This window comes from Massilia sp. Root335 (genome assembly GCF_001425685.1).
GTDB classification, from domain to species: Bacteria; Pseudomonadota; Gammaproteobacteria; order Burkholderiales; family Burkholderiaceae_D; genus Telluria; species Telluria luteola.
On record NZ_LMCY01000011.1, the window covers coordinates 115,156 to 135,603 of the forward strand.

Annotated in this window: 21 protein-coding genes; 14 read left to right on the forward strand and 7 right to left on the reverse strand. The window is 70.7% G+C overall.

What is annotated here, in order from left to right:
• The first annotated feature begins 19 nt into the window (after nucleotides 1–19).
• Nucleotides 20–1,360, forward strand: coding sequence for a glucarate dehydratase (gene gudD / locus ASC93_RS08500; protein ID WP_056440054.1), 1,341 nt, complete (start codon nucleotides 20–22; stop codon nucleotides 1,358–1,360).
• A gap of 23 nt (nucleotides 1,361–1,383) precedes the next feature.
• On the opposite strand, the gene ASC93_RS08505 is transcribed toward gudD, so the two are convergent.
• A complete protein-coding gene (locus ASC93_RS08505) occupies nucleotides 1,384–2,691 on the reverse strand; it encodes a glycoside hydrolase family 28 protein (RefSeq protein ID WP_056440056.1) in 1,308 nt (435 codons plus the stop codon).
• Between the two features lie 79 nt (nucleotides 2,692–2,770).
• Nucleotides 2,771–2,989 (reverse strand): hypothetical protein, encoded by a 219-nt coding sequence (locus tag ASC93_RS08510; protein ID WP_056440058.1) that lies wholly within the window; start codon nucleotides 2,987–2,989, stop codon nucleotides 2,771–2,773.
• Between the two features lie 258 nt (nucleotides 2,990–3,247).
• Here ASC93_RS08510 and ASC93_RS08515 point away from each other — a divergent pair, with 258 nt between their 5' ends.
• Both ASC93_RS08515 and ASC93_RS08520 read left to right on the forward strand, forming a co-directional pair.
• Nucleotides 3,248–4,087: a universal stress protein gene (locus tag ASC93_RS08515; RefSeq protein WP_056440060.1), complete on the forward strand. Its 840-nt coding sequence runs from the start codon at nucleotides 3,248–3,250 to the stop codon at nucleotides 4,085–4,087.
• 93 nt (nucleotides 4,088–4,180) lie between these two features.
• Nucleotides 4,181–4,603, forward strand: coding sequence for a hypothetical protein (locus tag ASC93_RS08520; RefSeq protein ID WP_056440062.1), 423 nt, complete (start codon nucleotides 4,181–4,183; stop codon nucleotides 4,601–4,603).
• A 25-nt stretch (nucleotides 4,604–4,628) separates the two neighbouring features.
• Here the strand turns inward: ASC93_RS08520 and ASC93_RS08525 are convergent, their stop codons facing one another.
• Both ASC93_RS08525 and ASC93_RS08530 read right to left on the reverse strand, forming a co-directional pair.
• Nucleotides 4,629–5,753: a YncE family protein gene (locus tag ASC93_RS08525; RefSeq protein WP_082547885.1), complete on the reverse strand. Its 1,125-nt coding sequence runs from the start codon at nucleotides 5,751–5,753 to the stop codon at nucleotides 4,629–4,631.
• A gap of 151 nt (nucleotides 5,754–5,904) precedes the next feature.
• Nucleotides 5,905–6,774 (reverse strand): creatininase family protein, encoded by an 870-nt coding sequence (locus tag ASC93_RS08530; RefSeq protein WP_056440066.1) that lies wholly within the window; start codon nucleotides 6,772–6,774, stop codon nucleotides 5,905–5,907.
• A gap of 414 nt (nucleotides 6,775–7,188) precedes the next feature.
• On the opposite strand from ASC93_RS08530, the gene ASC93_RS08535 reads away from it, so the two are divergent.
• The 3 genes from ASC93_RS08535 to fetB are packed head-to-tail and all read left to right on the forward strand — an operon-like array spanning nucleotide 7,189 to nucleotide 9,154.
• The gene (locus ASC93_RS08535; RefSeq protein ID WP_056440068.1) at nucleotides 7,189–7,734 is read left to right on the forward strand and encodes a DNA-binding protein; all 546 of its coding nucleotides are present in this window, start codon (nucleotides 7,189–7,191) and stop codon (nucleotides 7,732–7,734) included.
• Nucleotides 7,731–8,363: an ATP-binding cassette domain-containing protein gene (locus ASC93_RS08540; protein ID WP_229412649.1), complete on the forward strand. Its 633-nt coding sequence runs from the start codon at nucleotides 7,731–7,733 to the stop codon at nucleotides 8,361–8,363. Before ASC93_RS08535 ends, ASC93_RS08540 begins: the two co-directional genes overlap by 4 nt.
• Nucleotides 8,360–9,154 carry an iron export ABC transporter permease subunit FetB gene (fetB, locus tag ASC93_RS08545; RefSeq protein ID WP_056440070.1) on the forward strand — a complete coding sequence of 265 codons (795 nt, stop codon included), beginning with the start codon at nucleotides 8,360–8,362 and terminating at the stop codon, nucleotides 9,152–9,154. The genes ASC93_RS08540 and fetB overlap by 4 nt, the downstream gene beginning before the upstream one ends.
• Here fetB and ASC93_RS08550 read toward each other — a convergent pair.
• Nucleotides 9,151–9,918, reverse strand: coding sequence for a class I SAM-dependent methyltransferase (locus tag ASC93_RS08550; protein WP_056440072.1), 768 nt, complete (start codon nucleotides 9,916–9,918; stop codon nucleotides 9,151–9,153). The genes fetB and ASC93_RS08550 overlap by 4 nt on opposite strands.
• Nucleotides 9,919–10,005: 87 nt before the next feature.
• Between ASC93_RS08550 and ASC93_RS08555 the strand changes: the two genes are divergently transcribed.
• A complete protein-coding gene (locus tag ASC93_RS08555) occupies nucleotides 10,006–10,776 on the forward strand; it encodes a helix-turn-helix domain-containing protein (RefSeq protein ID WP_056440074.1) in 771 nt (256 codons plus the stop codon).
• A 128-nt stretch (nucleotides 10,777–10,904) separates the two neighbouring features.
• Complete coding sequence (locus ASC93_RS08560; RefSeq protein ID WP_056440263.1) at nucleotides 10,905–11,954, forward strand: hypothetical protein; 1,050 nt, start codon at nucleotides 10,905–10,907, stop codon at nucleotides 11,952–11,954.
• A 1-nt stretch (nucleotide 11,955) separates the two neighbouring features.
• Here the strand turns inward: ASC93_RS08560 and hpnA are convergent, their stop codons facing one another.
• On the reverse strand, nucleotides 11,956–12,957 hold the full coding sequence (gene hpnA / locus ASC93_RS08565; RefSeq protein WP_056440076.1) for a hopanoid-associated sugar epimerase: 1,002 nt from the start codon (nucleotides 12,955–12,957) through the stop codon (nucleotides 11,956–11,958).
• Between the two features lie 146 nt (nucleotides 12,958–13,103).
• Between hpnA and ispH the strand changes: the two genes are divergently transcribed.
• From ispH to ASC93_RS08595, 6 genes are read left to right on the forward strand one after another with little or no spacing between them, the layout of a single operon-like run.
• Nucleotides 13,104–14,051 (forward strand): 4-hydroxy-3-methylbut-2-enyl diphosphate reductase, encoded by a 948-nt coding sequence (gene ispH, locus ASC93_RS08570; protein WP_056440078.1) that lies wholly within the window; start codon nucleotides 13,104–13,106, stop codon nucleotides 14,049–14,051.
• A gap of 20 nt (nucleotides 14,052–14,071) precedes the next feature.
• Entirely contained in the window at nucleotides 14,072–15,214 is a 1,143-nt protein-coding gene (gene hpnH / locus ASC93_RS08575) for an adenosyl-hopene transferase HpnH (protein ID WP_056440080.1), read from the forward strand.
• Complete coding sequence (gene hpnI / locus ASC93_RS08580; protein WP_056440082.1) at nucleotides 15,211–16,392, forward strand: bacteriohopanetetrol glucosamine biosynthesis glycosyltransferase HpnI; 1,182 nt, start codon at nucleotides 15,211–15,213, stop codon at nucleotides 16,390–16,392. Before hpnH ends, hpnI begins: the two co-directional genes overlap by 4 nt.
• A gap of 8 nt (nucleotides 16,393–16,400) precedes the next feature.
• Nucleotides 16,401–17,834 (forward strand): hopanoid biosynthesis associated radical SAM protein HpnJ, encoded by a 1,434-nt coding sequence (hpnJ, locus tag ASC93_RS08585; RefSeq protein WP_056440084.1) that lies wholly within the window; start codon nucleotides 16,401–16,403, stop codon nucleotides 17,832–17,834.
• Nucleotides 17,831–18,811 (forward strand): hopanoid biosynthesis-associated protein HpnK, encoded by a 981-nt coding sequence (hpnK, locus tag ASC93_RS08590; protein WP_056440086.1) that lies wholly within the window; start codon nucleotides 17,831–17,833, stop codon nucleotides 18,809–18,811. Before hpnJ ends, hpnK begins: the two co-directional genes overlap by 4 nt.
• Nucleotides 18,808–19,824, forward strand: a complete 1,017-nt coding sequence (locus ASC93_RS08595; RefSeq protein WP_200958286.1) for a lysylphosphatidylglycerol synthase domain-containing protein — start codon at nucleotides 18,808–18,810, stop codon at nucleotides 19,822–19,824. Before hpnK ends, ASC93_RS08595 begins: the two co-directional genes overlap by 4 nt.
• Here ASC93_RS08595 and ASC93_RS08600 read toward each other — a convergent pair.
• Complete coding sequence (locus tag ASC93_RS08600; RefSeq protein ID WP_056440092.1) at nucleotides 19,790–20,404, reverse strand: phospholipid-binding protein MlaC; 615 nt, start codon at nucleotides 20,402–20,404, stop codon at nucleotides 19,790–19,792. The genes ASC93_RS08595 and ASC93_RS08600 overlap by 35 nt on opposite strands.
• Nucleotides 20,405–20,448: the final 44 nt, after the last annotated feature.

Consider the following 20,448-nt stretch of genomic DNA (forward strand, 5'->3'; position numbering starts at 1 on the left):
CCACCCAACGTCTTTCACCATGAACACTATCGGCACCAAAGCCCCCGTCGTCACCGAACTGCGCGTCGTCCCCGTCGCCGGCCAGGACAGCATGCTGCTCAACCTCTCCGGCGCGCACGGTCCCTGGTTCACCCGCAACATCGTCATCCTCAAGGACAGCGCCGGCAACACGGGCCTGGGCGAGGTGCCGGGCGGCGAGAAGATCCGCCAGACCATCGAGGATGCGCGGCCCCTCGTCGTCGGCAAGACGCTGGGTGAGTACAACAACGTCCTGAACGCGATGCGCGGCGCCTTCGCCGACCGCGATGCGGGCGGGCGCGGCCAGCAGACGTTCGACCTGCGCACGACCATCCACGCCGTCACGGCCGTGGAATCCGCGCTGCTCGACCTGCTGGGCCAGTTCATGAACGTGCCCGTCGCGGCGCTGCTGGGCGAAGGCATGCAGCGTAGTGCCGTCGAGATACTGGGCTACCTGTTCTACGTGGGCGACCGCAGGAAGACGCCGCTGGCCTACCGCAGCGAGCCGGACGCCGCCGACGCCTGGCTCCGCCTGCGCAACGAGGAGGCGCTGACGCCGGAAGCCGTCGTGCGCCTGTGCGAGGCCGCGCGCGAGCGCTACGGCTTCAACGACTTCAAGCTGAAAGGCGGCGTGCTGTCCGCCGACGAAGAGATGGAAGCGATCGTCGCGATGCACGAGCGCTTCCCGGACGCGCGCATCACGCTGGACCCGAACGGCGCCTGGTCGCTGCAGGAAGCGATCCGCGTGTGCCGCGACAAGCACGGCATCCTCGCGTATGCGGAAGACCCGTGCGGCGCCGAGAACGGTTTTTCGGGCCGCGAAGTGATGGCCGAATTCCGCCGCGCCACCGGCCTGCCGACGGCGACCAACATGATCGCCACCGACTGGCGCCAGATGGCCCATTCGATCCAGCTGCAATCCGTCGACATCCCGCTCGCCGACCCGCACTTCTGGACGATGCAGGGTTCCGTGCGGGTGGCGCAGCTGTGCCAGATGTTCGGCCTGACGTGGGGTTCGCACTCGAACAACCACTTCGACATCTCGCTCGCCATGTTCACGCACGTGGGCGCGGCGGCGCCGGGCAAGGTCACCGCGATCGACACCCACTGGATCTGGCAGGACGGCCAGCGCGTCACGAAAGAGCCGCTGAAGATCGAAGGCGGGCTCGTGCACGTCCCGGCGAAACCGGGCCTCGGCATCGAGCTCGATGAAGCCGAACTGGAAAAAGCGCACCAGGCCTACAGGAACATGGGGCTGGGCGCGCGCGACGACGCCGTCGCGATGCAGTTCCTGGTGCCGAACTGGAAGTTCGACAACAAGCGTCCCTGCCTGGTGCGCTGATCCCCGGCAGGCAAACGAACGGCTCAGCCCTGCGCGTCCGCCGCGTAGGGCTTGCCGTTGACGACGACGTTCTCCAGCACCGGCGCGGCCGCGCCCTTGACCCGCAGCCGCGTGTCGGTTAGTTGCACATCGATGTTCCTCAGCACGATGGCCGCGATGTCGGTCTGGCCCGGATTCGGCGCGATGGTGCCGAAGGCGCCGAAACGGCCGCGGATGCCTTCCAGCGTGACGCCGCGCACGGTGGAATGCGGCGGCGCCTCGCCTTTCAGGTCGAAGTACTGGCTCCACGGCCGGACCGACACGATCTCGCCCTTGTCCGAATCGAGCACCAGGTCGCGGAAGTGGATGTCTTCGTAGCGCTGCGGCGTGTCCGGCCGCAACTTAAGGTGGGCGACACTGCCCACGTCCTGCACGCGGCAATGTTCGACGACGACGTCGCGCACGACCGTCGCCTCGCTCCCCAGCGTGAACATCGCGTGGCCGCGCCGGAACACGCAGTTGCGCACGCGGATGCGCTCCACCGGCGGGCTGTCCTTGTCCTCCAGCGCGCGCGGGCCCTTCGAGCCCTTGGCCGCGATGCAGTCGTCCGTCACGGAAAAATGGCAGCCGTCGACGAGGACGTCCTGGCAGCTGTCGATGTCGATGCCGTCCGTGCTGGGCGCCTGCACGTAATCGTCCGGCACCTGGAAGCTCGTATTGCGCACCACCACGTCGCGGCAGCGGTACAGGTGCAGGTTCCAGAACTGCGAATCCTTGAACGTGATCCCGTCTATCGTCACGCCGCGCGACGCCTCGATCACGGCCAGCCGGGCGCGCGGCAGGTCGAGGTTGCGGAAGCTCCCCTTGTCCCTGGCCGCCTTGCGCAACGCCCAGAACCGGTCCCAGATCGGCCGGCCGGCGCCGTCCAGCGTGCCTTCGCCCGTGATCTGCAGGCCGTCGCAGCCCGCGGCATTGATCAGGCCCGGATTGAAGCGCTCTTCGAAGTGGCCTTCGATGCGCGTGCGCTGGACGGGGAAATGCCGCATGTCCGTCGAACACCGGAGGACGGCGCCCCGGTCGAGGTGCAGATGGACGTCCGGCTTGAGAAACAACGCGCCGCTGACGAACACGCCGGCCGGCACGACGACCGTGCCGCCGCCCTGCGCCGCCAGTCGGTCGACGGCGGCCTGGATGGCGCGCGTATTGACCGTGGCGCCATCGGCCACGGCGCCGGCGTCAAGAATGGACAGGCGTTTGCTTGCGGGCGCCGCGGCACGGGCCGCAAGGTGCCAGGCAGGGAGGGACAACAACGACAGGACGACGCGGCGGCGGGACGAAAAAGGCACAGGCATGATGTTCCGGATCGGAAGTCGGGATCCGGTTCATGCTAAAGCACCCGCGCCGCCGGCGCGGATCAATCCGCTGATCGATTCAGCCGAACAGCGATTTGAACGCCCACACGATGGTCTTGGCCACGAACTGCGCGAACGGCAGGGCCAGGAGGACCAGCAGGATAATCTGGCAGACGCGCAGCACGGGTTCGAACGCATGCCAGTCGCGGTGGACGTGCGGCATGTGGAAGTGCGGCCGGTGGACGTGCGACAGGTGCAGATGAGCCTTCATGCGGGCGGGCGCGATTCCGAATTTCATCGTTGTCTCCGTATATGTATATACGTTTCAAGCATATGCTCATGCAAGACGCTCCGCCGATGATTTTTCTGATCGCGCGGACCGATGAGATTGGCGGAATCAATTTGCCATTCTGTCGTGCTGACATAAACTGAAAAGTTCTGGTCTGGCAAACGATACGACGTTATCTGCATTCGGCTTGACGCGAATCAAACGAATTCCTGACGTCCCCGCTGCCCCGGCCTACACTCACCGCATACCCGTCCCGGGAGCGGCGCCATGATCAAGACCATCCTCGTGCATGTCGACGGCGGCCCCGCGCAGGACAGCCGCCTGCGCGCCGCCGCCCTGCTCGCCAACACCTTCGACGCCCACCTCGTCGGCAGCGCCGACACGGGCATCGGCTGGCTCGACTACGCGCTGCTGACGGGCGCGGTGGCCGCGACGACGGCCGGCCCCGATTTCGAGAACCTGCGCGCCGGCGCCCGCGCGCGCCTGGACAGCTTCGAGGACGCGGCGCGCCGCCTGGGCGTGGCCTCCTTCGAAGCCCGCCTGATCGAGGACGAGGCCCGCTACGCGCTGCTGCTGCAGTCGCGCTATGCCGACCTCGTCGTGCTGAGCCGCGGCACCCAGGCCGATCCCGCGCCGCCGGTACGGGCGCGCGCCCTGCCGGATCACATGGCGCTGCACGGCGCCCGTCCGGTGCTGGTGGTGCCGCCGGATCATGCGGACGCGCCGCTGCCCGGCACCGCCGTCGTCGGCTGGGACGGCAGCATGCAGGCCATCGCCGCGATCGCCGCCGCCCTGCCGCTGCTCGTGCGTGCGGACATCGTGCGGCTGGCCCTCGTCAATCCGGAGGCCTCCGGAGACCTGCACGGCGAGCAGCCCGGCGCCGACATGGCGCTGTACCTGGCCCGGCACGGGGCGCGGGTCGACGTGGTCGTCGAACGCACCCGCGCCACCGTCGGCGACGCGTTGATGGGCCTGGCGCACGACTGCCGCGCCGGCCTGATGGTGACGGGCGCCTACGGCCACGGCCGCTACCGCGAATGGATGCTCGGCGGCGTCACGCGCGAACTGCTGGAACGGGCCCGCGTGCCGCTATTGCTCGCACACTGAGCGACGGAATCCGCCGCGTTTGCGATAAATCAAACAACAAACCAAGCGCACCAAAGACACTGCTCCTCATCATCGACGAGATTGAGGCAGATCATGCACTTCCACCAACCCGACGCGGACCCGCACGCCGCCTGCGCAGCCGTGCGCGACAGCCGCGAACGCCTGTGCGCCCGCATCGCCGCCCTGCAGGCGCAATCGGACGACATCTTCGTACAGGATTTTCCCGCCGTCGTGGCGACGGTCGAAGCGGATTTCCGGCGCGAGGAGGCGCTGCTCGAGCGGCTCGGCGACGCCTGCCTGCATCCGCGCCGCGCCGACTACGCCGTCGTGCTGTGCGCGCTGCACCGCACGCTGCCGCAGATCGAAGGGGGCGACGTCGTGCTGGGCCGCCAGGTCGCGGATGCGCTGGGGGCCGTGTTGTCGCTGCCGTGGGATGCCGGCACGGACGCGCCGCGCGCGCCGCCGGCCGGCATGCGGCGCCCGCGTGCGGCGCGCGCCGCCGGGTCGATTCACTGAGCGGCGGGGCCGGCGCCCCGCGCGGTCAGCGCAGGTTGCCCGTGTGCCCGAGCGAATAGCGGCCCGGTTGCGGCCACACGGTCAGGCCGTGCGGCTCGCCGCCGACCTTCACCTTCTGCATGTCGCCCGTCTTCGTGTCGATGCGGTAGACGACGTCGTCGAAGCGGCCCGACAGCCACAGCCACTTGCCGTCCGCGCTGACGTTGCCCATGTCCGGACTGCCGCCGCCCGGCACGGGCCAGTTGGCGATGATCTTCCCGGTCGCGAAGTCCAGCACGGCCACGCTGCCCGGTCCCTTGCGCTTGCCGTGGATGCGGTGCGTGCCGCGGCTCGAGATGTACAGGTATTTGCCGTCGCGGCTCGGATACAGGCCGTGCGTGCCGATCCCGACGGGGACGAAGCCGATCTGCTTCAGGTTGTCGCCGTCGACGACGTGCACGCCGTCCGCATCCATGTCGGCCACGTAGAAGCGCTTGCCGTCGGGCGAGATGCGCACGTCCTGCGGCATGCCCTTCTTGGCCGTGCAGATCTCGCTGGCGCCCGGCGCCGTCGGGTCGACGCCTTCGCGGAAGCGCGTCGACGGCATCGACAGTTTCAGGTAGCCGAGCACCTTGCGGTTGACCATGTCGATCTTCGCGAGGCTGCCGTCGAATTCGCACGTGAACAGCGCGTAGCGGCCGTCGATCGAGAATTCCGCGTGGTTGATGCCGCCGCACTGCGGCACCTCGATGGCGTACTGCATCGCCATCGTGTGCGGGTCGCGGAAGTCGAGGCGGTGGCGCGCCTCGGCCACGACGATCGCCGACTTGCCGTCCGGCGTGAAATACATATTGTACGGGTCGTCGACGGTCACGTTCGGCCCCGGCTTGCCGGTGCGCGGGTCGATGGGCGTCAGGCTGCCGTCGCCGCGCCGCTCGGCATTGTTCGCCACCCACAGCGTGCGCAGGTCCCACGACGGGATCACGTGCTGCGGGCTGCGGCCGACCTTGAAGGTGTCCACGACCTTCATCGTCGCGGGATCGATGACACTGACGTCGTTCGAACGCAGGTTCGGCACGTACACGCGTTCCAGATCGCCTTTCACGACGGGGCTCAGGTGCGTGGGGCCGATCTCGCTGTACACATTGCGCGGATCGACGACGGGCGGCATGCCCGGCACGGTCGCGACGGCGGCGGTCGCCGTTGCCGGGACGGGGATCGGGGCGGACGCAGCGACGACACGCGACGCGACGACGCCGCCGGCCAGGACGGACAGGGCCAGGACGGCACCAACGGTAGTTTTGGATGACACGATGGCTTCTTTACTTTCGATGGGAAGGATTCGGATTCTGGTCTGGCGCGCCCTGGCGGGCGGCGCGGATCGCGGCCACGGACGCGTCGACGATGCGCTCGACGCCGATGCGGCCCAGTTCCGCGGTCGCGCGGGTCGGATCGCCGTGCACGCCCGCGCGCACGCCGCCGCGGGCGCCCACGGCCACCTGCGCGGGACGCACGAGCGCGGGGTCGACGGCCAGCGACAGCGCCGTGTCGGCCAGGCCCGCGTGCGTGCCGATCTCGGCGTCGGCGAAGCCGCGCTGCTTCAGGTCGGCGTTGAACGTGGTCGTCGCGGCCTCGTAATACGCGCCCAGGGCATGGGCGCGGCAACCGCCGGCCCGGTTCACGCGCGCGGCGGCCTTGTCTTCGTTGCGCTGGTAGCCGCCGTGGTCGCCCAGGAAGAACACGTCGCGGATGCCGTGCCGGCACAGGCTCAGCGCGGTGGATTCGAGCAGGGATTCGAACGCGGCATCGGGAATCGACAGGGTGCCCGCGAACCGCATGTGCGCGGCCGGGGGCGTGATCGACCCTTCCGGCACATAGGCGACGACGGGCGCGACGACGGCATCGCCCAGCCGCGCGGCGATCCGCCCCGCCAGCACGCGGGCGCGCACGTTGTGCTTGCCGAGGACGATGTGCGGGCCGCTCTGCTCGGTGCCGCCGATGGGCACGAGGGCCGTCGTGGCGCCGGCCGCGATGCGGTCGCGCAGTTCCGGCGACGTCATCTCTTCGATATACACGCCGGGGCCGGCGCGGTCGGCCGCGGCAGGTGCCGCCGACGCGTGGACCGCCGCGGCCAGGGCCAGGCCGGCGACCACCAGCGCCTTGCGGCGCCACGAGTTGTGCAGGTGAAGCATTGATCCGTGTTCCTGATGCTTGCGCGCGCCTGGCACGAACGCCATTCGCCACGCGACCGAGCACCTATTGTAGAGCATAGCGGCGCGGCGGACGGGCGGCGCGGGCGGATTTTTTTGCGACCGGCGCCAGAGTGTCGCGCCGTGGCGGCAGATGCTTGCCAGTCCGGCAAACGTCCGCGCACGGCAGGCAGGCATTCCTTTTCAAATGTTCAACTGCCGCTACGGCCGCGTGCCGGCCATCGCATCGTTACCTGATGCCACAGGCGACCTGCGAACACCAGGGAAGCACGACGATCGCCGTCGGCAGTACAATGCTGACCGTCCCCGCCGCGCGTGGGCAATGGCATCGCGTGCGGCACCGCGGACGGGTGAACCACGCCGGTTTCTGATCCGGCACGACGACACGGAGACGATATGGCGCGCAGCGGACTCACGAAATCACAGGTCAGGGAAGCCCGCGACCGCCTGCTGGCGGCGGGGCGCCACCCGTCCGTCGACGCGCTGCGCCACGCGCTGGGCGACAGCGGCTCCAAGTCGACCATCCACAAATACCTCAAGGAGCTGCGCAGCGAAGAAGGGGCCGCGCAAGCCGCCCCCGGCATCGGGCGCGAAGACACGGGCCGCGCCCTGCACGCCCTCGTCGACGAGCTGGCCGACCGCCTGCACGCCGACTTCGACGAGCGCGTGCGCCTGCTGCGCGCCGCCCACGACGCCGCGCTGCGCGAGCGCGAGCACGAACTGGCCGAGCTGCGCAACACCGTCGCCACGCTGACGGCCCGCGTGCAGCAGCTGGAAGCGGAAGCGCAGTCCGGCGGCGACGACACGCCCCTGCGCCACTGGCACGACCGGCAGAGCGCCGCGGGCGGGTTCGGCCACTTCGACAGCAGCCTGCTGAATTCGCGCTCGTCCGTGCCCGACGCCTCTCCGTTCGACATGATCCGGGCCGCCGCACGCTCGTGACCGACGCCGCCGCCCGCACCGCCGCGCCCGTGCTGCTGTCCGCACGCGGCCTGCGTTCGCCGTTCGGCGGTCCGTTCACGTTCGACGTGCGCGCGGGCGAATGCATCGCCATCCAGGGCCCGTCCGGCGCCGGCAAGAGCGTCCTGCTGCGCATGCTGGCCGACCTCGACCCGCACGACGGCGCCGCCCTGCTCGACGGCTGCCCCGCCGCGTCGATGCCGGCCCCGGCCTGGCGCGCCGCCGTCGTCTACCAGGCGGCCGAGCCGGCATGGTGGGAGGCGACGGCCAGTGCGCACTTCACGGCTTGCGACCAGGATGCCGTCGACGCCGCGCTCGCGGCATTGGGACTGCCGGCCCGGCTGCTGGACGCGGAGCTCGACCGCCTGTCGACGGGCGAACGCCAGCGCCTCGCCCTCGTCCGCTCGCTGGCCCGGCGCCCGCGCGTGCTGCTGCTCGACGAACCGACGGCGGCCCTCGACCCGGACGCCGTCGCGCGCGTGGAAGCGCTGCTGCGCGACGGCCTCGCGCGCGGCATGGCCGTGCTGATCGCGACGCACGCCGGCGAACAGGCGCGCCGCCTCGCGCACCGCATCTTCCGCCTCGAACAGGGGCAGCTCGTCGCGCCATGAACGCCATCCACCTCGGCGCCTGGGACCTGCTCGCGGCCGCGACGTTGATCGTGCTGGATGCCGCGCTGTCGCTGGCGCTGCGCCTCGGGCTGCACCGCCAGATCCTCGTCGCGGCCGTGCGTATGACGGCGCAACTGACGATCGTCGGCGTCGTGCTGCGCCACGTGTTCGCGACGGCGTCCGCGGCGGCGACGCTGGCCGTCGTCGTGTTCATGATCGCCGCCGCCGCGCGCGAGGTCGCGACGCGGCCGAGGCAGCGCCTCGGGCGCCACATGAATTACCGGATCAGCGCCGCCGTCGTGTCGTGCGCCGGCTTCGCGACGGTGCTGCTGGCCCTGACGACGGCCGTGCGCCCGACGCCGTGGTACGAACCGCGCTACGCGATTCCGCTGATGGGCATCGTGCTCGGCAGCGTGCTGAACGCCGCCAGCCTCGCACTGGACGGCATCCTCGACGGCGTCGTGCGCGAGCGCGCCCGCATCGAAGCGCGACTGGCCCTCGGCACCCCGTTCCGCGACGCCATCGCCCCACTGGTCCGCAGCGCGACGCGGCGCGGCATGATCCCCGTCGCCAACCAGATGTCGGCCGCCGGCATCATCACCCTGCCGGGCATCATGACGGGCCAGCTGCTGGCCGGCATGGACCCGATGGACGCCGTCAAGTACCAGATCCTGCTGATGTTCCTGCTGGCCGGCGCGAGCGGCCTGGCGGCGAGCGGCGCGGCCCTGCTGGCCGTGCGCGCGCTGAGCGACGGCCGCCAGCGGCTGCGCGTCGACCGCCTGCAGGCCTAGACCGGGCGCGCGACGATCAGGGCCGAGTCGATCGTGAAGCTGCCGTCGTCCTCGAGCGCGAAATAGTCCTTCACCTCGGCCGACGCGCGCCGCTGCAGCGACCGGATCGCGGCGACGTGCACGTCGGGCGTTTGCATCCGTTCGATCCACGCGCCGAAGTCGAGCCGCAGCTTGTACGTCGCCACCTCCCCGACCGCGAAGCCGAGGGACGCCAGCGCCGCCTTCCACTCGGCCAGCGTGCCGTTCCGCACGTGCGACGGATCGCGCAGCAGTTCCAGCGACTGCAGCCAGGTGTCGAGCAACGGGACGCCGGGCGAGACGACGTCCATGAACAGCGCCAGGCCGTCCGGCTTGACCACCCGCCGCATCTGCGCCAGGCCGTCCGTGAACGCGCCCCAGTGGTGCGCGCTGTAGCGGGTGGCGACGACGTCGAACGACCCGGACGGACAAGGCAGCGCCTCGGCCGCGCCCCGCTTCGTGACGATGTTGTCCAGGCCCCGCTTGCGGGCCTCGGCGGCGACCGTCTCCAGCATCGCGGCCGACAGGTCGTAAGCGACGACCTTCCCGACGAGGCCGGCCATGCGGAACGCCACATGGCCGCCGCCGCATCCCATGTCCAGTGCGACGGCGTGCGGACGGCTGCCGATCACGGCGGCCATGCGTTCCAGGTCGGCGCCGCTGGCATGCACGGCGCTCGCCAGATAGGCCTGCGCGCGGGAATCGTATTGTTCGAGAACGGTTGCATCGTGGGTGGCGGTCGTCATGCTTGCTCCTTTGAACGTGAAAAACCCATTGTGGGCCACAGGTTTTCCTGTTACAAGGAGCCTGTTTATACTGGTATTTCGACCACCATGACCGACTCTCACCAGCGCCGGCTGCTCGGCGCATTCATCCGCGCCCATCGCGCACGCCTGACGCCTGCCAGGCCCGGCAGCCGGCGCCGCACGCCAGGCCTGCGGCGCGAAGAGCTGGCCGACGCGGCCGGCCTGGGCGTCACGTGGATCACGTGGCTGGAACAGGGCCGCGACGTCCAGCCGTCCGTGGCCGCGCTGGCGCGCCTGGCCGACGCGCTGCAGCTGTCCGCGGCCGAGCGCGCCTCACTGTTCGACCTCGCCGGCAAGAAAGACCCGCGCGCGGGCGCCGAGCACGCCGACGACCTGCCGCCCGCCCTGCTGGCGCTGCCGGGGCTGATGTCCGCGCCGGCCTACCTGCTCGATCACACCTGGACGGCGCGCGCCTGGAACGACGCCGCGGCCGCCCTGTTCGTCGGCTGGCTGGCCCCGGACGCAACCGACCGCAACCTGCTCCGCTACGTCTTCCTGCATCCCGCCGCACGCGAACTCATCGTGGACTGGGACACGCGGGCGCGGCGCCTGGCGGCCGAGTTCCGCGCCGACTTCCACCGGCGGCCGGCGGACGCGGACATGCAGGCGCTCGTCGAGCAATTGCGCCGGGACAGCGAACCCTTTGCGCAGTGCTGGGACAAGCAGGACGTGCTGCATCGCGAGGGCGGCGAACGGCAATTCAGGCATCCCGTCAGGGGTGAGCTCAGCTTCGTTCAGACCACGTTGCTGGTGGCCTTGCAGATGGAGATCAAGATGGTTTGCCTGGCCGACGGATGAGGTGACCGCCATCGTCGAGCGCCGCGTTCCGGCGCAAGCGAATGCGTCGGAACGCGAACCTTCCGGGTCGAAACCTGTCCAGAGATGAAGGGATGCCTTGCGCATCATTGCCGACCGACGGGGGCAGCATGCACGACCACGCCACGGACACGTTCGACGTCGCCACGCTGGTGCCGGGCTTCCGCCCGCCACCGCAACCGGATCCGGCCGACGCATCGCTGCCCGGCGCGGCCGCCCGGCTGGCCGCGGCGGATGCCCGCATGCGGCATTGGCGCTATCCCGCCGACGGTCCGCTCGTGCCCGGCTCGGACCGGCACGCGGACGCAAGCTGCCGCATGTTTCGCGAGACCTTCAATCCTTATCGTCCCGCCGTGCTGGACTGGCCCGTCCTGGCCCCGGCAATCCGCGCGCGCATCGTGGCACTGCCGATCTGGGACATCGCCGTCCAGACGGAAGGCAAGGCGCGCCTGCGCATGGCGGCCTATGCCGGCACGCTCGACGAGCCCGGCATGCGCGACGCGCTCGCGCTGAACGCGTGGGAAGAACAGCGCCACAAGGAAGTCCTGTCGCGCATGGCCGCGGCGTACGGCATCGAACTGGCGCCCGAGCCGGCGCCGCCCCTGCCCCGCGACCGGGAATGGGCCTATCTCGTCACGGGCTACAGCGAATGCATCGACAGCTTTTTCGCCTTCGGCCTGTTCGAACTGGCGCGGCGTTCCGGACTGTTCCCGCCGGCGCTCGTCGACACGTTCGAACCCGTGATGCAGGAAGAGTGCCGCCACATCCTGTTCTTCGCCAACTGGGCCGCCTGGCACCGCGCCCGTCTGCCCTTCCGGCGCCGCGTGCGCTTCGAAGCGAGGGTCGCCGCCGTCTGGTGCTTCCTCGCGTGGGAGCGGATCGGCCTCGCGCGCGCCGTCGACCCGCGCGGCGGCGCGCGCGAACCGGACAATAACTTCACGCTGCACGGCGCCCAGTCGGTGGCGGACGACGGCATCCGGCTCCGCGACCTGGTCGCACTGTGCCTCGAGGAAAACGACCGGCGCTTCGCCGGCTACGACGAACGGCTGTTGCGGCCAGCGACCATGCCGCGCCTGGCGCGTCTTGTGCTGCGTTTTGTCCTGCGGTTTGTGCCACGTTTCGTGCCGCGTCCGTCCAGGCCGTTCGGCCGCCGGCGCTGAGCTAGTCGAGATAGCCCTCGCGCCCGAACCACGCGACCGCCTCCCGCACGCCGGCGCAGTACGGTCCGGGCCGGTAGCCGAGTTCCCGCTCCGCCTTCGCGGACGAATAGAACATCCGGTTGCGCGACATCCGCAAGCCGTCCACGGTCAGGAACGGCTCCCGCCCGCGCAGGCGCGCGAGGGCCTCGGCCGCGTACGCCAGCGGCACCAGCGGCGCGGCCGGCAGCCTCAGGCGCGGCGGCGCGCGGCCCGCGACCTGCGCGATCTCGGCCAGCAGGTCCCGCAACATCACGTTCTGCCCGCCGAGGATGTAGCGCTCGCCCACGCGCCCGCACTCCAGCGCGAGCAGGTGCCCGCGCGCGACGTCCTCGACGTCGACGACGTTCAGGCCCGTCTCCACGAACGCCGGCATCCGTCCGCGGGCTGCCTCGACGACGATGCGCCCGGTCGGCGTCGGACGCACGTCGCGCGCGCCGACCGGCGTCGACGGATTGACGATCACGGCCGGCAAGCCGTCCTGCGCGACCATGCGCCCGACCAGCCGTTCGGCCGCCACCTTGCTGCGCTTGTACGCGCCGATGGCGTCGTGTTCCGCCAGCGGCTCGTCTTCCGTGGCGGCCACGGTCGACGGGCCGACGCGCAGCGTGGCCACGCTGCTGGTGACGACGACGCGCTCGACCCCGGCCGCCAGCGCGGCCCGCATCACGACCCGGGTCCCGTCCAGGTTGTTGCGCACGATCTCGCCGGGCTCGCGCGCCCACAGCCGGTAATCCGCCGCGACATGCAGCAGGAAGCGCGCACCGGCCAGCGCGCGCCCGACGGCCGCCGGGTCGCGCAGGTCGCCTTCGGCCAGCTCGGCCTCGAGCCCGGCCAGGTTACGGCGCGGGCTACTTGCGCGCACCAGGGCGCGGACGGCGTAGCCCCGCGCCAGCGCCGCGCGCGCCACGGCGGCGCCGACGAATCCGGCCGCGCCCGTGACCAGCACGAGGTCCCTGCCCGCCACCGTTGCCTCCTTCCGGCGTCCATCTGCGTCGCATTCTAGTCTGGTATGCGATCCGCATACGCATCTGGATCAAACGCGCCGACCGAACTTGCGGGCCGGCGCCGACTCCAACCTGCACCAAACGGAAAGCACCGCCGGGAACCGTCATGCACGTCATCCTTGCCCAGCCGCGCGGGTTTTGCGCGGGCGTCGTCCGGGCCATCGACATCGTCGAGCACGCGCTCGAGCGGTACGGTGCGCCTGTTTATGTGCGCCACGAAATCGTCCACAACCAGGCCGTCGTGAACGGGCTGCGCGCCAAGGGCGCCGTCTTCGTCGAGGACCTGGGCGACGTGCCGCGGCAGGCGGTGACGGTGTTCAGCGCGCATGGCGTGGCGCGCACGGTCGAGTCCGACGCCCGGGCGCGCGACCTGCGCGTGCTGGACGCCACCTGTCCGCTCGTCGCCAAGGTCCACCTCCAGGGACGCCAGTACGCCGCGAGCGGCCGGACCGTGATCCTGATCGGCCACCCGGGCCACCCCGAGGTCGAGGGGACGATGGGCCGGATCGACGGCCGCGTCCTGCTCGTGCGCGACGAGCGCGACGCCGACGCCCTCGACCTGCCGCCGGACACGCCCCTCGCCTACGTGACGCAGACGACGCTCAGCGTGGACGACACGCGCGGCGTCATCGCCGCGCTGCGGCGGCGCTTCACGGACATCGTCGGCCCCGACGTGCGCGACATCTGTTATGCCACCCAGAACCGCCAGCGCGCCGTGCGCGACCTGTGCCGCCAGGTCGACGTGCTGCTCGTCGTCGGCGCGCCGAACAGCTCGAACTCGAACCGCCTGCGCGAGATCGGCGCCGCGACCGGCACGCCCACGTGGCTGCTGGCCGATGGCGGCGAGCTCGATCCCGCCTGGGTCGCGCAGGCGGGCGTCGTCGGCATCACGGCCGGCGCGTCCGCGCCCGAAGCCACGGTCGAACACGTGATCGATGCGCTGCGCGCGCTCGGGCCCGTCGACGTCTCGACGATGGACGGCATCGAGGAGCACATCGAATTCAAGCTGCCGCGCGCGCTCGCGGACGCGCCGGCCCGGCCCGGTCCCGGCTGACCCGCTCGAGAGGAGACGTCATGGCGATCCCGTTCCTGCAGAAAGCCCTGGTCGGCGCCTACGTACTGCGCAAGCACCTGGCCGGCGAGCGCCGCTATCCGCTCGCGCTGATGCTCGAGCCGCTGTTCCGCTGCAACCTGGCCTGCGCGGGCTGCGGCAAGATCGATTATCCGGGCGAGATCCTCGACCAGCGCCTGTCGGTGGACGAATGCCTGGGCGCCGTCGACGAATGCGGCGCGCCCGTCGTCTCCATCGCCGGCGGCGAGCCGCTGCTGCACAAGGACATGCCCGCGATCGTCGCCGGCGTCGTCGCCCGCCGCAAATTCGTCTACCTGTGCACCAATGCCCTGCTGCTGGAACGAAAGCTCGACGAGTACCGCCCGGGCCCGTTCTTCACGTGGTCCGTCCACCTCGACGGCGACGAAGACATGCACGACCGCTCCGTCTGCCAGCCGGGCGTCTACCGGCGCGCCGTCGCCGCGATCCGGCGCGCCAAGGCGGCGGGTTTCCGCGTCAACGTCAACTGCACGCTGTTCAACGACGCGCGGCCGGAGCGTGTCGCCGGCTTTTTCGACACGCTGAAGGACATGGAGGTGGACGGCATCACCGTGTCGCCCGGGTACGCCTACGAACGCGCCCCCGAGCAGCAGCATTTCCTCGCGCGCAGCCGCACCAAGCAATTGTTCCGGGACATATTGGCGCACGGCGACGGCGGACGCCGCTGGGCGTTCAGCCAGTCCAGCCTGTTTCTCGACTTCCTCGCCGGGAACCAGACCTACCGCTGCACGCCCTGGGGCAACCCGACGCGCACGGTATTCGGCTGGCAACGCCCCTGCTACCTGCTGGGCGAAGGCTATGCCCGCTCGTTCCGCGCCCTGATGGACGAGACCGACTGGGATGCCTACGGCACGGGCCGCTACGAAAAATGCGCGGACTGCATGGTGCACAGCGGCTACGAAGCCAGCGCCGTCGAGGATACGCTCGCCCACCCGCTGGCCGCCGCCAGGGTCGCGCTGCGGGGCGTGGCGACGAGCGGGGCAATGGCGCCCGACATTCCGCTGCGCGACCAGCGTCCCGCGCAACACGTGCATGCGCACCAGGTGGCCATCCGGCTGGAAGAGATCCGGGGCCGCAAGGCCGGGATGAACGGAGGGGCGCAATGATCGCGCCGGCCCTGCCGTCCTTCGCCGCCGTTGCCGGCACGGCGCTGACGCTGCTGGCGGCGCTGTACGCGCTGGCCGCGCTGTTCTGCCGCGGCGGCGCCCGAACGGATGCGGCGCATGCCCGGGCACCCGTTACCGTACTCAAGCCCCTGTGCGGCGCCGAGCCGCGGCTGGAGGCCAATCTCGCCGGCCTGTGCATGCAACATCATCCGCATTACCAGCTCGTGTTCGGCGTCCGCGATCCGGACGATCCGGCCATCGCCGTCGTCGAGCGGCTGGCGCGCCGCTTCCCCGCCGTCGACATGCGGCTCGTCGTCGATCCGCGCGTCCACGGCAGCAATCTCAAGGTGAGCAACCTGATCAACATGATGGGCGCCGCGCGCCATCCCTGGCTCGTGCTGGCCGACAGCGACATCGCCGTCGGGCCCGATTACCTGGCGCGCGTGACGGCGCCGCTGGCCGAGCCGGCCGTCGGCATCGTCACCTGCCTGTACCACGGGCGCCCGCTGGACGGATTCTGGCCCCGCATCGGCGCACTCTTCATCGATACGTGGTTCACGCCGTCCGTCGAGGTCGCGGCCAGCGGTGGCACCCGCGCCTTCGCGTTCGGCGCCACGATCGCCGTACGCGCCGCGACGCTGCGCGCGATCGGCGGCATCGAGGTCCTGAAGAACCGCCTGGCCGACGACTACCGGCTCGGCGAGCTCACGCGGGGCCTGGGTCTCGCGACCGTCCTGTCGGATGTCTGCGTCGGCACCGACGTGGCCGAGAACAGCCTGCGCGCGCTGTGGGCACGGGAACGGCGCTGGATGCAGACCATCCGCTCGCTGAACCCGCCCGGCTACGCGTGTTCCTTCATCACGTTCACCTTGCCGATGCTGGCGCTCGGCCTGGCGCTGGCGCCGACGGCATGGAACGGCGCGTTGGCCCTCGCCGGCGCCGCCGCGCGCCTCGGCCTGCACTGGCGCCAGCCCGCCCCCGGCGTGCCGGCGCCGGGTCATGCCCGCTACGCGCCGCTGCGCGACTGCCTGCTGTTGCTGGAATGGCTCAGCGGCTTCGCCGGTACGACGGCACGCTGGCGCGGGCACGACCTGCCCATCGACACGGGACGCGCACCCGCCGCGGAACCCGGCGCACGGCCGTCCTGGCGCCAACGATCATGGAGGCAGCGATCATGAAGACAGCGATGCTGGAGACCCTGTTCCTGCAGGCGCCTTCGTTCGACGGTTTCGACGGCGGCGCCGGCTCGCGCTACCAGGCGAAGCGCGAAATCCGCTCGTTCTGGTATCCGACGTGGCTGGCCCAGCCGGCCGCCCTCGTGCCGGGCAGCCGGCTGCTCGACGCCCCCGCGGACGGCCTCACGGTCGCGCAGGCGCTGGAGATCGCGCAACGGTACGAACTCGTGATCATCCACACGAGCACGCCCTCGTTTCCCGGCGACGTACGCTTCGCCGGCATGCTCAAGGCCACGCACCCCGCGGTACGCATCGGCATGGTGGGCGCCAAGGTCGCCGTCGATCCCGGCGGTTCGCTGCGGGCGGGCCCCGTCATCGATTTCGTCGCCCGCGAGGAATTCGACTTTACCTGCCGCGACATCGCCCAGGGCCTGCCGCTGGCGGACATCGCGGGCGTCAGCTGGCGCGACGCCGCCGGCGAAATCCGCCACAATCCGCCGCGCGCCATCCTCGAAGACATGGATGCATTGCCGTTCGTCGCGCCCGTCTACCGGCGCGACCTGAACATCCGTAACTACTTCATCGGCTACCTGAACTATCCGTACGTCTCGCTGTACACGGGGCGCGGATGCCGGTCGCGCTGCACGTTCTGCCTGTGGCCGCAGACCGTCGGCGGACACCGCTACCGCACCCGCTCGGCGGAAAACGTGCTGGCCGAGGTCCGCTGGATCAAGGAGAACATGCCGGAAGTGAAGGAGATCATGTTCGACGACGACACGTTCACCGACTTCCGCCCCCGCGCCGAGGCCATCGCGCGGGGCCTGGGCGAGCTGGGCGTCACGTGGTCATGCAATGCGAAGGCGAACGTGCCGTATTCGACTCTCAAGGTGATGAAGGAAAATGGTCTGCGGCTGCTACTCGTGGGCTACGAATCCGGCGACGACCAGATTCTCCTGAACATCAAAAAGGGTTTGCGCACCGATATCGCGCGCCGCTTCGCCGCCGATTGCCGCGCGCTCGGCATCATGGTGCACGGCACGTTCATCCTCGGGCTCCCCGGCGAGACGCGGGAGACCATCGCGAAATCGATCGCGTTCGCCAAGGAAATCAACCCGCACACGATCCAGGTCTCGCTGGCGGCCCCGTATCCCGGCACCCGGCTGTACGAACAGGCACTGGAAAACGACTGGATACCGCCGCACAGGACGATCCCCCTCGTCGACGGCAGCGGCGTGCAACTGGCCGCGCTCAGCTATCCGCACCTGTCGCGCGACGAGATCTACCATGGCGTGGAACAGTTTTACCGCAGCTTTTACTTTCGTCCTTCCAAGATCTGGGAGATCGTCAGCGACATGCTGCACAGCTGGGACATGACCCGGCGCCGCCTGCGCGAAGGCATCGAATTCTTTCACTTCCTGCGCACCCACGGCGCCGCGCAGTCATGAACGGCCGGGCCGGCACGGCGGCAGGTCCGCAGGCGCTGCGCTCGCCGGGCCTGATCGTCACGGCCGACGACTTCGGCCTGCACCCGAGCGTGAACGCGGCCGTCGAGCGCGCGCACCGGGACGGCATCCTGACGGCCGCCAGCCTGATGGTGGGCGCGTCCGCGGCCGCCGACGCGATCGCCCGCGCCCACGCCCTGCCGGGCCTGCGCGTCGGGCTGCACCTCGTCCTCGCCGACGGACCGGCCGTGCTGCCGCCCCGGGCGATCCCCGATCTGGTGGACGGCAGCGGACGCTTCGGCACACGGATGGCAAGCGCCGGCATGCGCTTCTTTTGCCTGCCGCGCGTGCGCCGCCAACTGGCGCGGGAGATCCGCGCCCAGTTCGACGCGTTCGCCGCCAGCGGCCTGGCGCTCGACCACGTCAACGCCCACAAGCATTTTCACCTGCATCCGACGATCCTGTCGCTCGTCATCCGCATCGGCCGCGAGTTCGGCCTGCGCGCCGTGCGACTGCCGCGCGAGACCGGGCCGCCGTGGCAGTCCGGGGCATGGCTGCGTCCATGGCTGGCGCTGCTCGAAGCGCGGCTGGATGCCGCGCGCATCGCCCATAACGATTACGTGATCGGCATCCGCCAGTCGGGCCGCTTCGATGAGCCGGCCCTGCTGGCGGCGCTGCGCGGCCTGCCGGCATCGGGCATCGGCGAACTCTACCTGCACCCCGCGCTCGACTCGGGTGCGGCGATCGCGCCGTCGATGCGCGGCTACCGCCACGCCGCCGAATTCGCCGCGCTCGTCGCGCCGCGCGTGCGCGCCACGTGCGACGCCCTCCGTGCGCGCGGCTGGCGCATGGGTGGATTTGCCGACCTCGTCCCCGCAACAGGCGGTACGGACGCCGCGCCGCGCGCGGCCAGGGCCACCGGCCCGCCGGCGGGCACCGTCGGGGCACACGCCGACGGCCAGGACAGGGGCACGCCATGAGCGGGCCCCGCACGATGACCTGGCTGGCGGCGGCGGCCGGACTCGCGCTGCTTGCCATGCTCATCCATGCGGAGGGCGGGTCCGGCATCGCGGCCGCCGTCGGACGCGCCGGCTGGGCGCTGCTGCCGATCGTGCCGGCCCGCATCGCCACGCAGGCGCTCGACATGCGCGCGTGGCGGGTGCTGCTCGAACCGTTCGATCGCGCCCGCGCGGCCGGGCCCCTGTTCCTGCTGTGGGTCGCCTTCGTGCGCGAGGCAGTCAATCGCCTGCTGCCGGTGGCGAATATCGGCGGTGAAGTGGTCGGGGTGCGGCTCGCGTGCCGCCGCATTCCCGACAAGGCGGGCGTCGCCGCCAGCGTCGTCGTGGAGGTGCTGTTGACGATCGTCGTGCTGTATCTGTTCTGCGGTCTCGGCGCCGTGCTGATGCTGCGGCTCGCCGCCGGTCCGGGCCCGGTCGGGGTCGTCGTGGCCGCCTTGTTGCTGTCGCTGCCGCTGCCGCTGCTCGCGTGGTGGTGGCTGGCGCGGGGCGCGCCGTTCGCGCGGATCGCGCGGTGGGCGCGGCGCCTGCCCGCGCTGCACGAGCTCGGCGGGGCGCGCCTGGACGGCCTGGACATCGACGCCGGCGTCAAGCGCCTGTTCGGGCAACGAACCCGTCTTGCGCGCGCGGCGCTGTGGTCGCTGCTGGCGTATGCGCTGGGCACGTTCGAGACGTGGTATGCCCTGATGCTGCTCGGCCATCCCGTCGGTGTGCAGGCCGCGCTCGCCATCGAGGCGCTGACGCAGGCCGTGCGCCACGCGGGCTTCATGGTGCCAGCGGGCCTGGGCGTGCAGGAAGCCGCCGTGCTGCTGTTCGGCCAGCTGGCCGGCGTCGGTGGGGAGGTCGCGCTGTCGCTGGCGCTCGTCAAGCGGATGCGCGAGCTCGCGACCGGGGTGCCGGCCCTCGTCTCGTGGCAGTGGTTCGAACTGCGCCGGCGTCCCCTCAGGGTCCGCGATTATGCGCCGCCAGGTAGCTGATCAGGCCGTCGATGCCGCCGGACGCCAGCCGCGCCGCAAATTGCTGGCGGTACACCTGGATCAGCCACGCGCCCATCATGTCGATGTCGTAGATCTTCCAGCCCGCCGCCGTCCGGCGCATCCGGTAATCGATGGCCATGGTGTCGCCGCCGGTCACCACGGTCGTCCTGACGACGGCGTCGTCGGCGTCCGCTGCCGGACGGTCGGTCGGCGCGTAGCGGAATTGCGTGTCGTCCTGCCGCATCTGCGTCAACTGGATGGCGTAGGTGCGGGCCAGCAGCGTCTGGAATTCGCGGAACAGGGCGTCGCGCTGGGCGGGCGTCGCGTGCGTCCATGCGCTGCCCACCGCGTACTGCGTCGTGAGCATGAAGTCGGTGGACGGCAGGAAGTCGCGGCGGACGATCTCGAGCGTCCGCTCGGGGTCGCCGGCGCGCGCGCCGGGGTCGCTGCGGATGGCGCCCATGACCTTGTCGATCGTGCCCTTGAGCATTTGCTCCGGTCCGCGCGGGTCCACCTGCCGGGCAAAGGCCGCCGGCGGCATCGACAAGGCAAGGGCAAGCAGGCATGGGGTCGGTTTCATACGGTCTCCGTTCGGCACAGGCATAAGACCATGCATCCGCCGCG

Excerpts from the sequence above, each read along its gene's own strand:
- fetB (WP_056440070.1), top strand. The coding sequence starts at position 8,360 with ATGAACGCCATCCACCTCGGCGCCTGGGACCTGCTCGCGGCCGCGACG.
- hpnK (WP_056440086.1), top strand. The coding sequence starts at position 17,831 with ATGAACGGCCGGGCCGGCACGGCGGCAGGTCCGCAGGCGCTGCGCTCG.
- ASC93_RS08535 (WP_056440068.1), top strand. The coding sequence starts at position 7,189 with ATGGCGCGCAGCGGACTCACGAAATCACAGGTCAGGGAAGCCCGCGAC.
- ASC93_RS08595 (WP_200958286.1), top strand. The coding sequence starts at position 18,808 with ATGAGCGGGCCCCGCACGATGACCTGGCTGGCGGCGGCGGCCGGACTC.
- ASC93_RS08515 (WP_056440060.1), top strand. The coding sequence starts at position 3,248 with ATGATCAAGACCATCCTCGTGCATGTCGACGGCGGCCCCGCGCAGGAC.
- ASC93_RS08520 (WP_056440062.1), top strand. The coding sequence starts at position 4,181 with ATGCACTTCCACCAACCCGACGCGGACCCGCACGCCGCCTGCGCAGCC.
- ASC93_RS08555 (WP_056440074.1), top strand. The coding sequence starts at position 10,006 with ATGACCGACTCTCACCAGCGCCGGCTGCTCGGCGCATTCATCCGCGCC.
- hpnJ (WP_056440084.1), top strand. The coding sequence starts at position 16,401 with ATGCTGGAGACCCTGTTCCTGCAGGCGCCTTCGTTCGACGGTTTCGAC.
- hpnI (WP_056440082.1), top strand. The coding sequence starts at position 15,211 with ATGATCGCGCCGGCCCTGCCGTCCTTCGCCGCCGTTGCCGGCACGGCG.
- ASC93_RS08560 (WP_056440263.1), top strand. The coding sequence starts at position 10,905 with ATGCACGACCACGCCACGGACACGTTCGACGTCGCCACGCTGGTGCCG.
- ASC93_RS08550 (WP_056440072.1), bottom strand. The coding sequence starts at position 9,918 with ATGACGACCGCCACCCACGATGCAACCGTTCTCGAACAATACGATTCC.
- ASC93_RS08510 (WP_056440058.1), bottom strand. The coding sequence starts at position 2,989 with ATGAAATTCGGAATCGCGCCCGCCCGCATGAAGGCTCATCTGCACCTG.
- gudD (WP_056440054.1), top strand. The coding sequence starts at position 20 with ATGAACACTATCGGCACCAAAGCCCCCGTCGTCACCGAACTGCGCGTC.
- ASC93_RS08525 (WP_082547885.1), bottom strand. The coding sequence starts at position 5,753 with ATGCCGCCCGTCGTCGATCCGCGCAATGTGTACAGCGAGATCGGCCCC.
- hpnH (WP_056440080.1), top strand. The coding sequence starts at position 14,072 with ATGGCGATCCCGTTCCTGCAGAAAGCCCTGGTCGGCGCCTACGTACTG.
- ASC93_RS08505 (WP_056440056.1), bottom strand. The coding sequence starts at position 2,691 with ATGCCTGTGCCTTTTTCGTCCCGCCGCCGCGTCGTCCTGTCGTTGTTG.
- ispH (WP_056440078.1), top strand. The coding sequence starts at position 13,104 with ATGCACGTCATCCTTGCCCAGCCGCGCGGGTTTTGCGCGGGCGTCGTC.
- ASC93_RS08600 (WP_056440092.1), bottom strand. The coding sequence starts at position 20,404 with ATGAAACCGACCCCATGCCTGCTTGCCCTTGCCTTGTCGATGCCGCCG.
- ASC93_RS08530 (WP_056440066.1), bottom strand. The coding sequence starts at position 6,774 with ATGCTTCACCTGCACAACTCGTGGCGCCGCAAGGCGCTGGTGGTCGCC.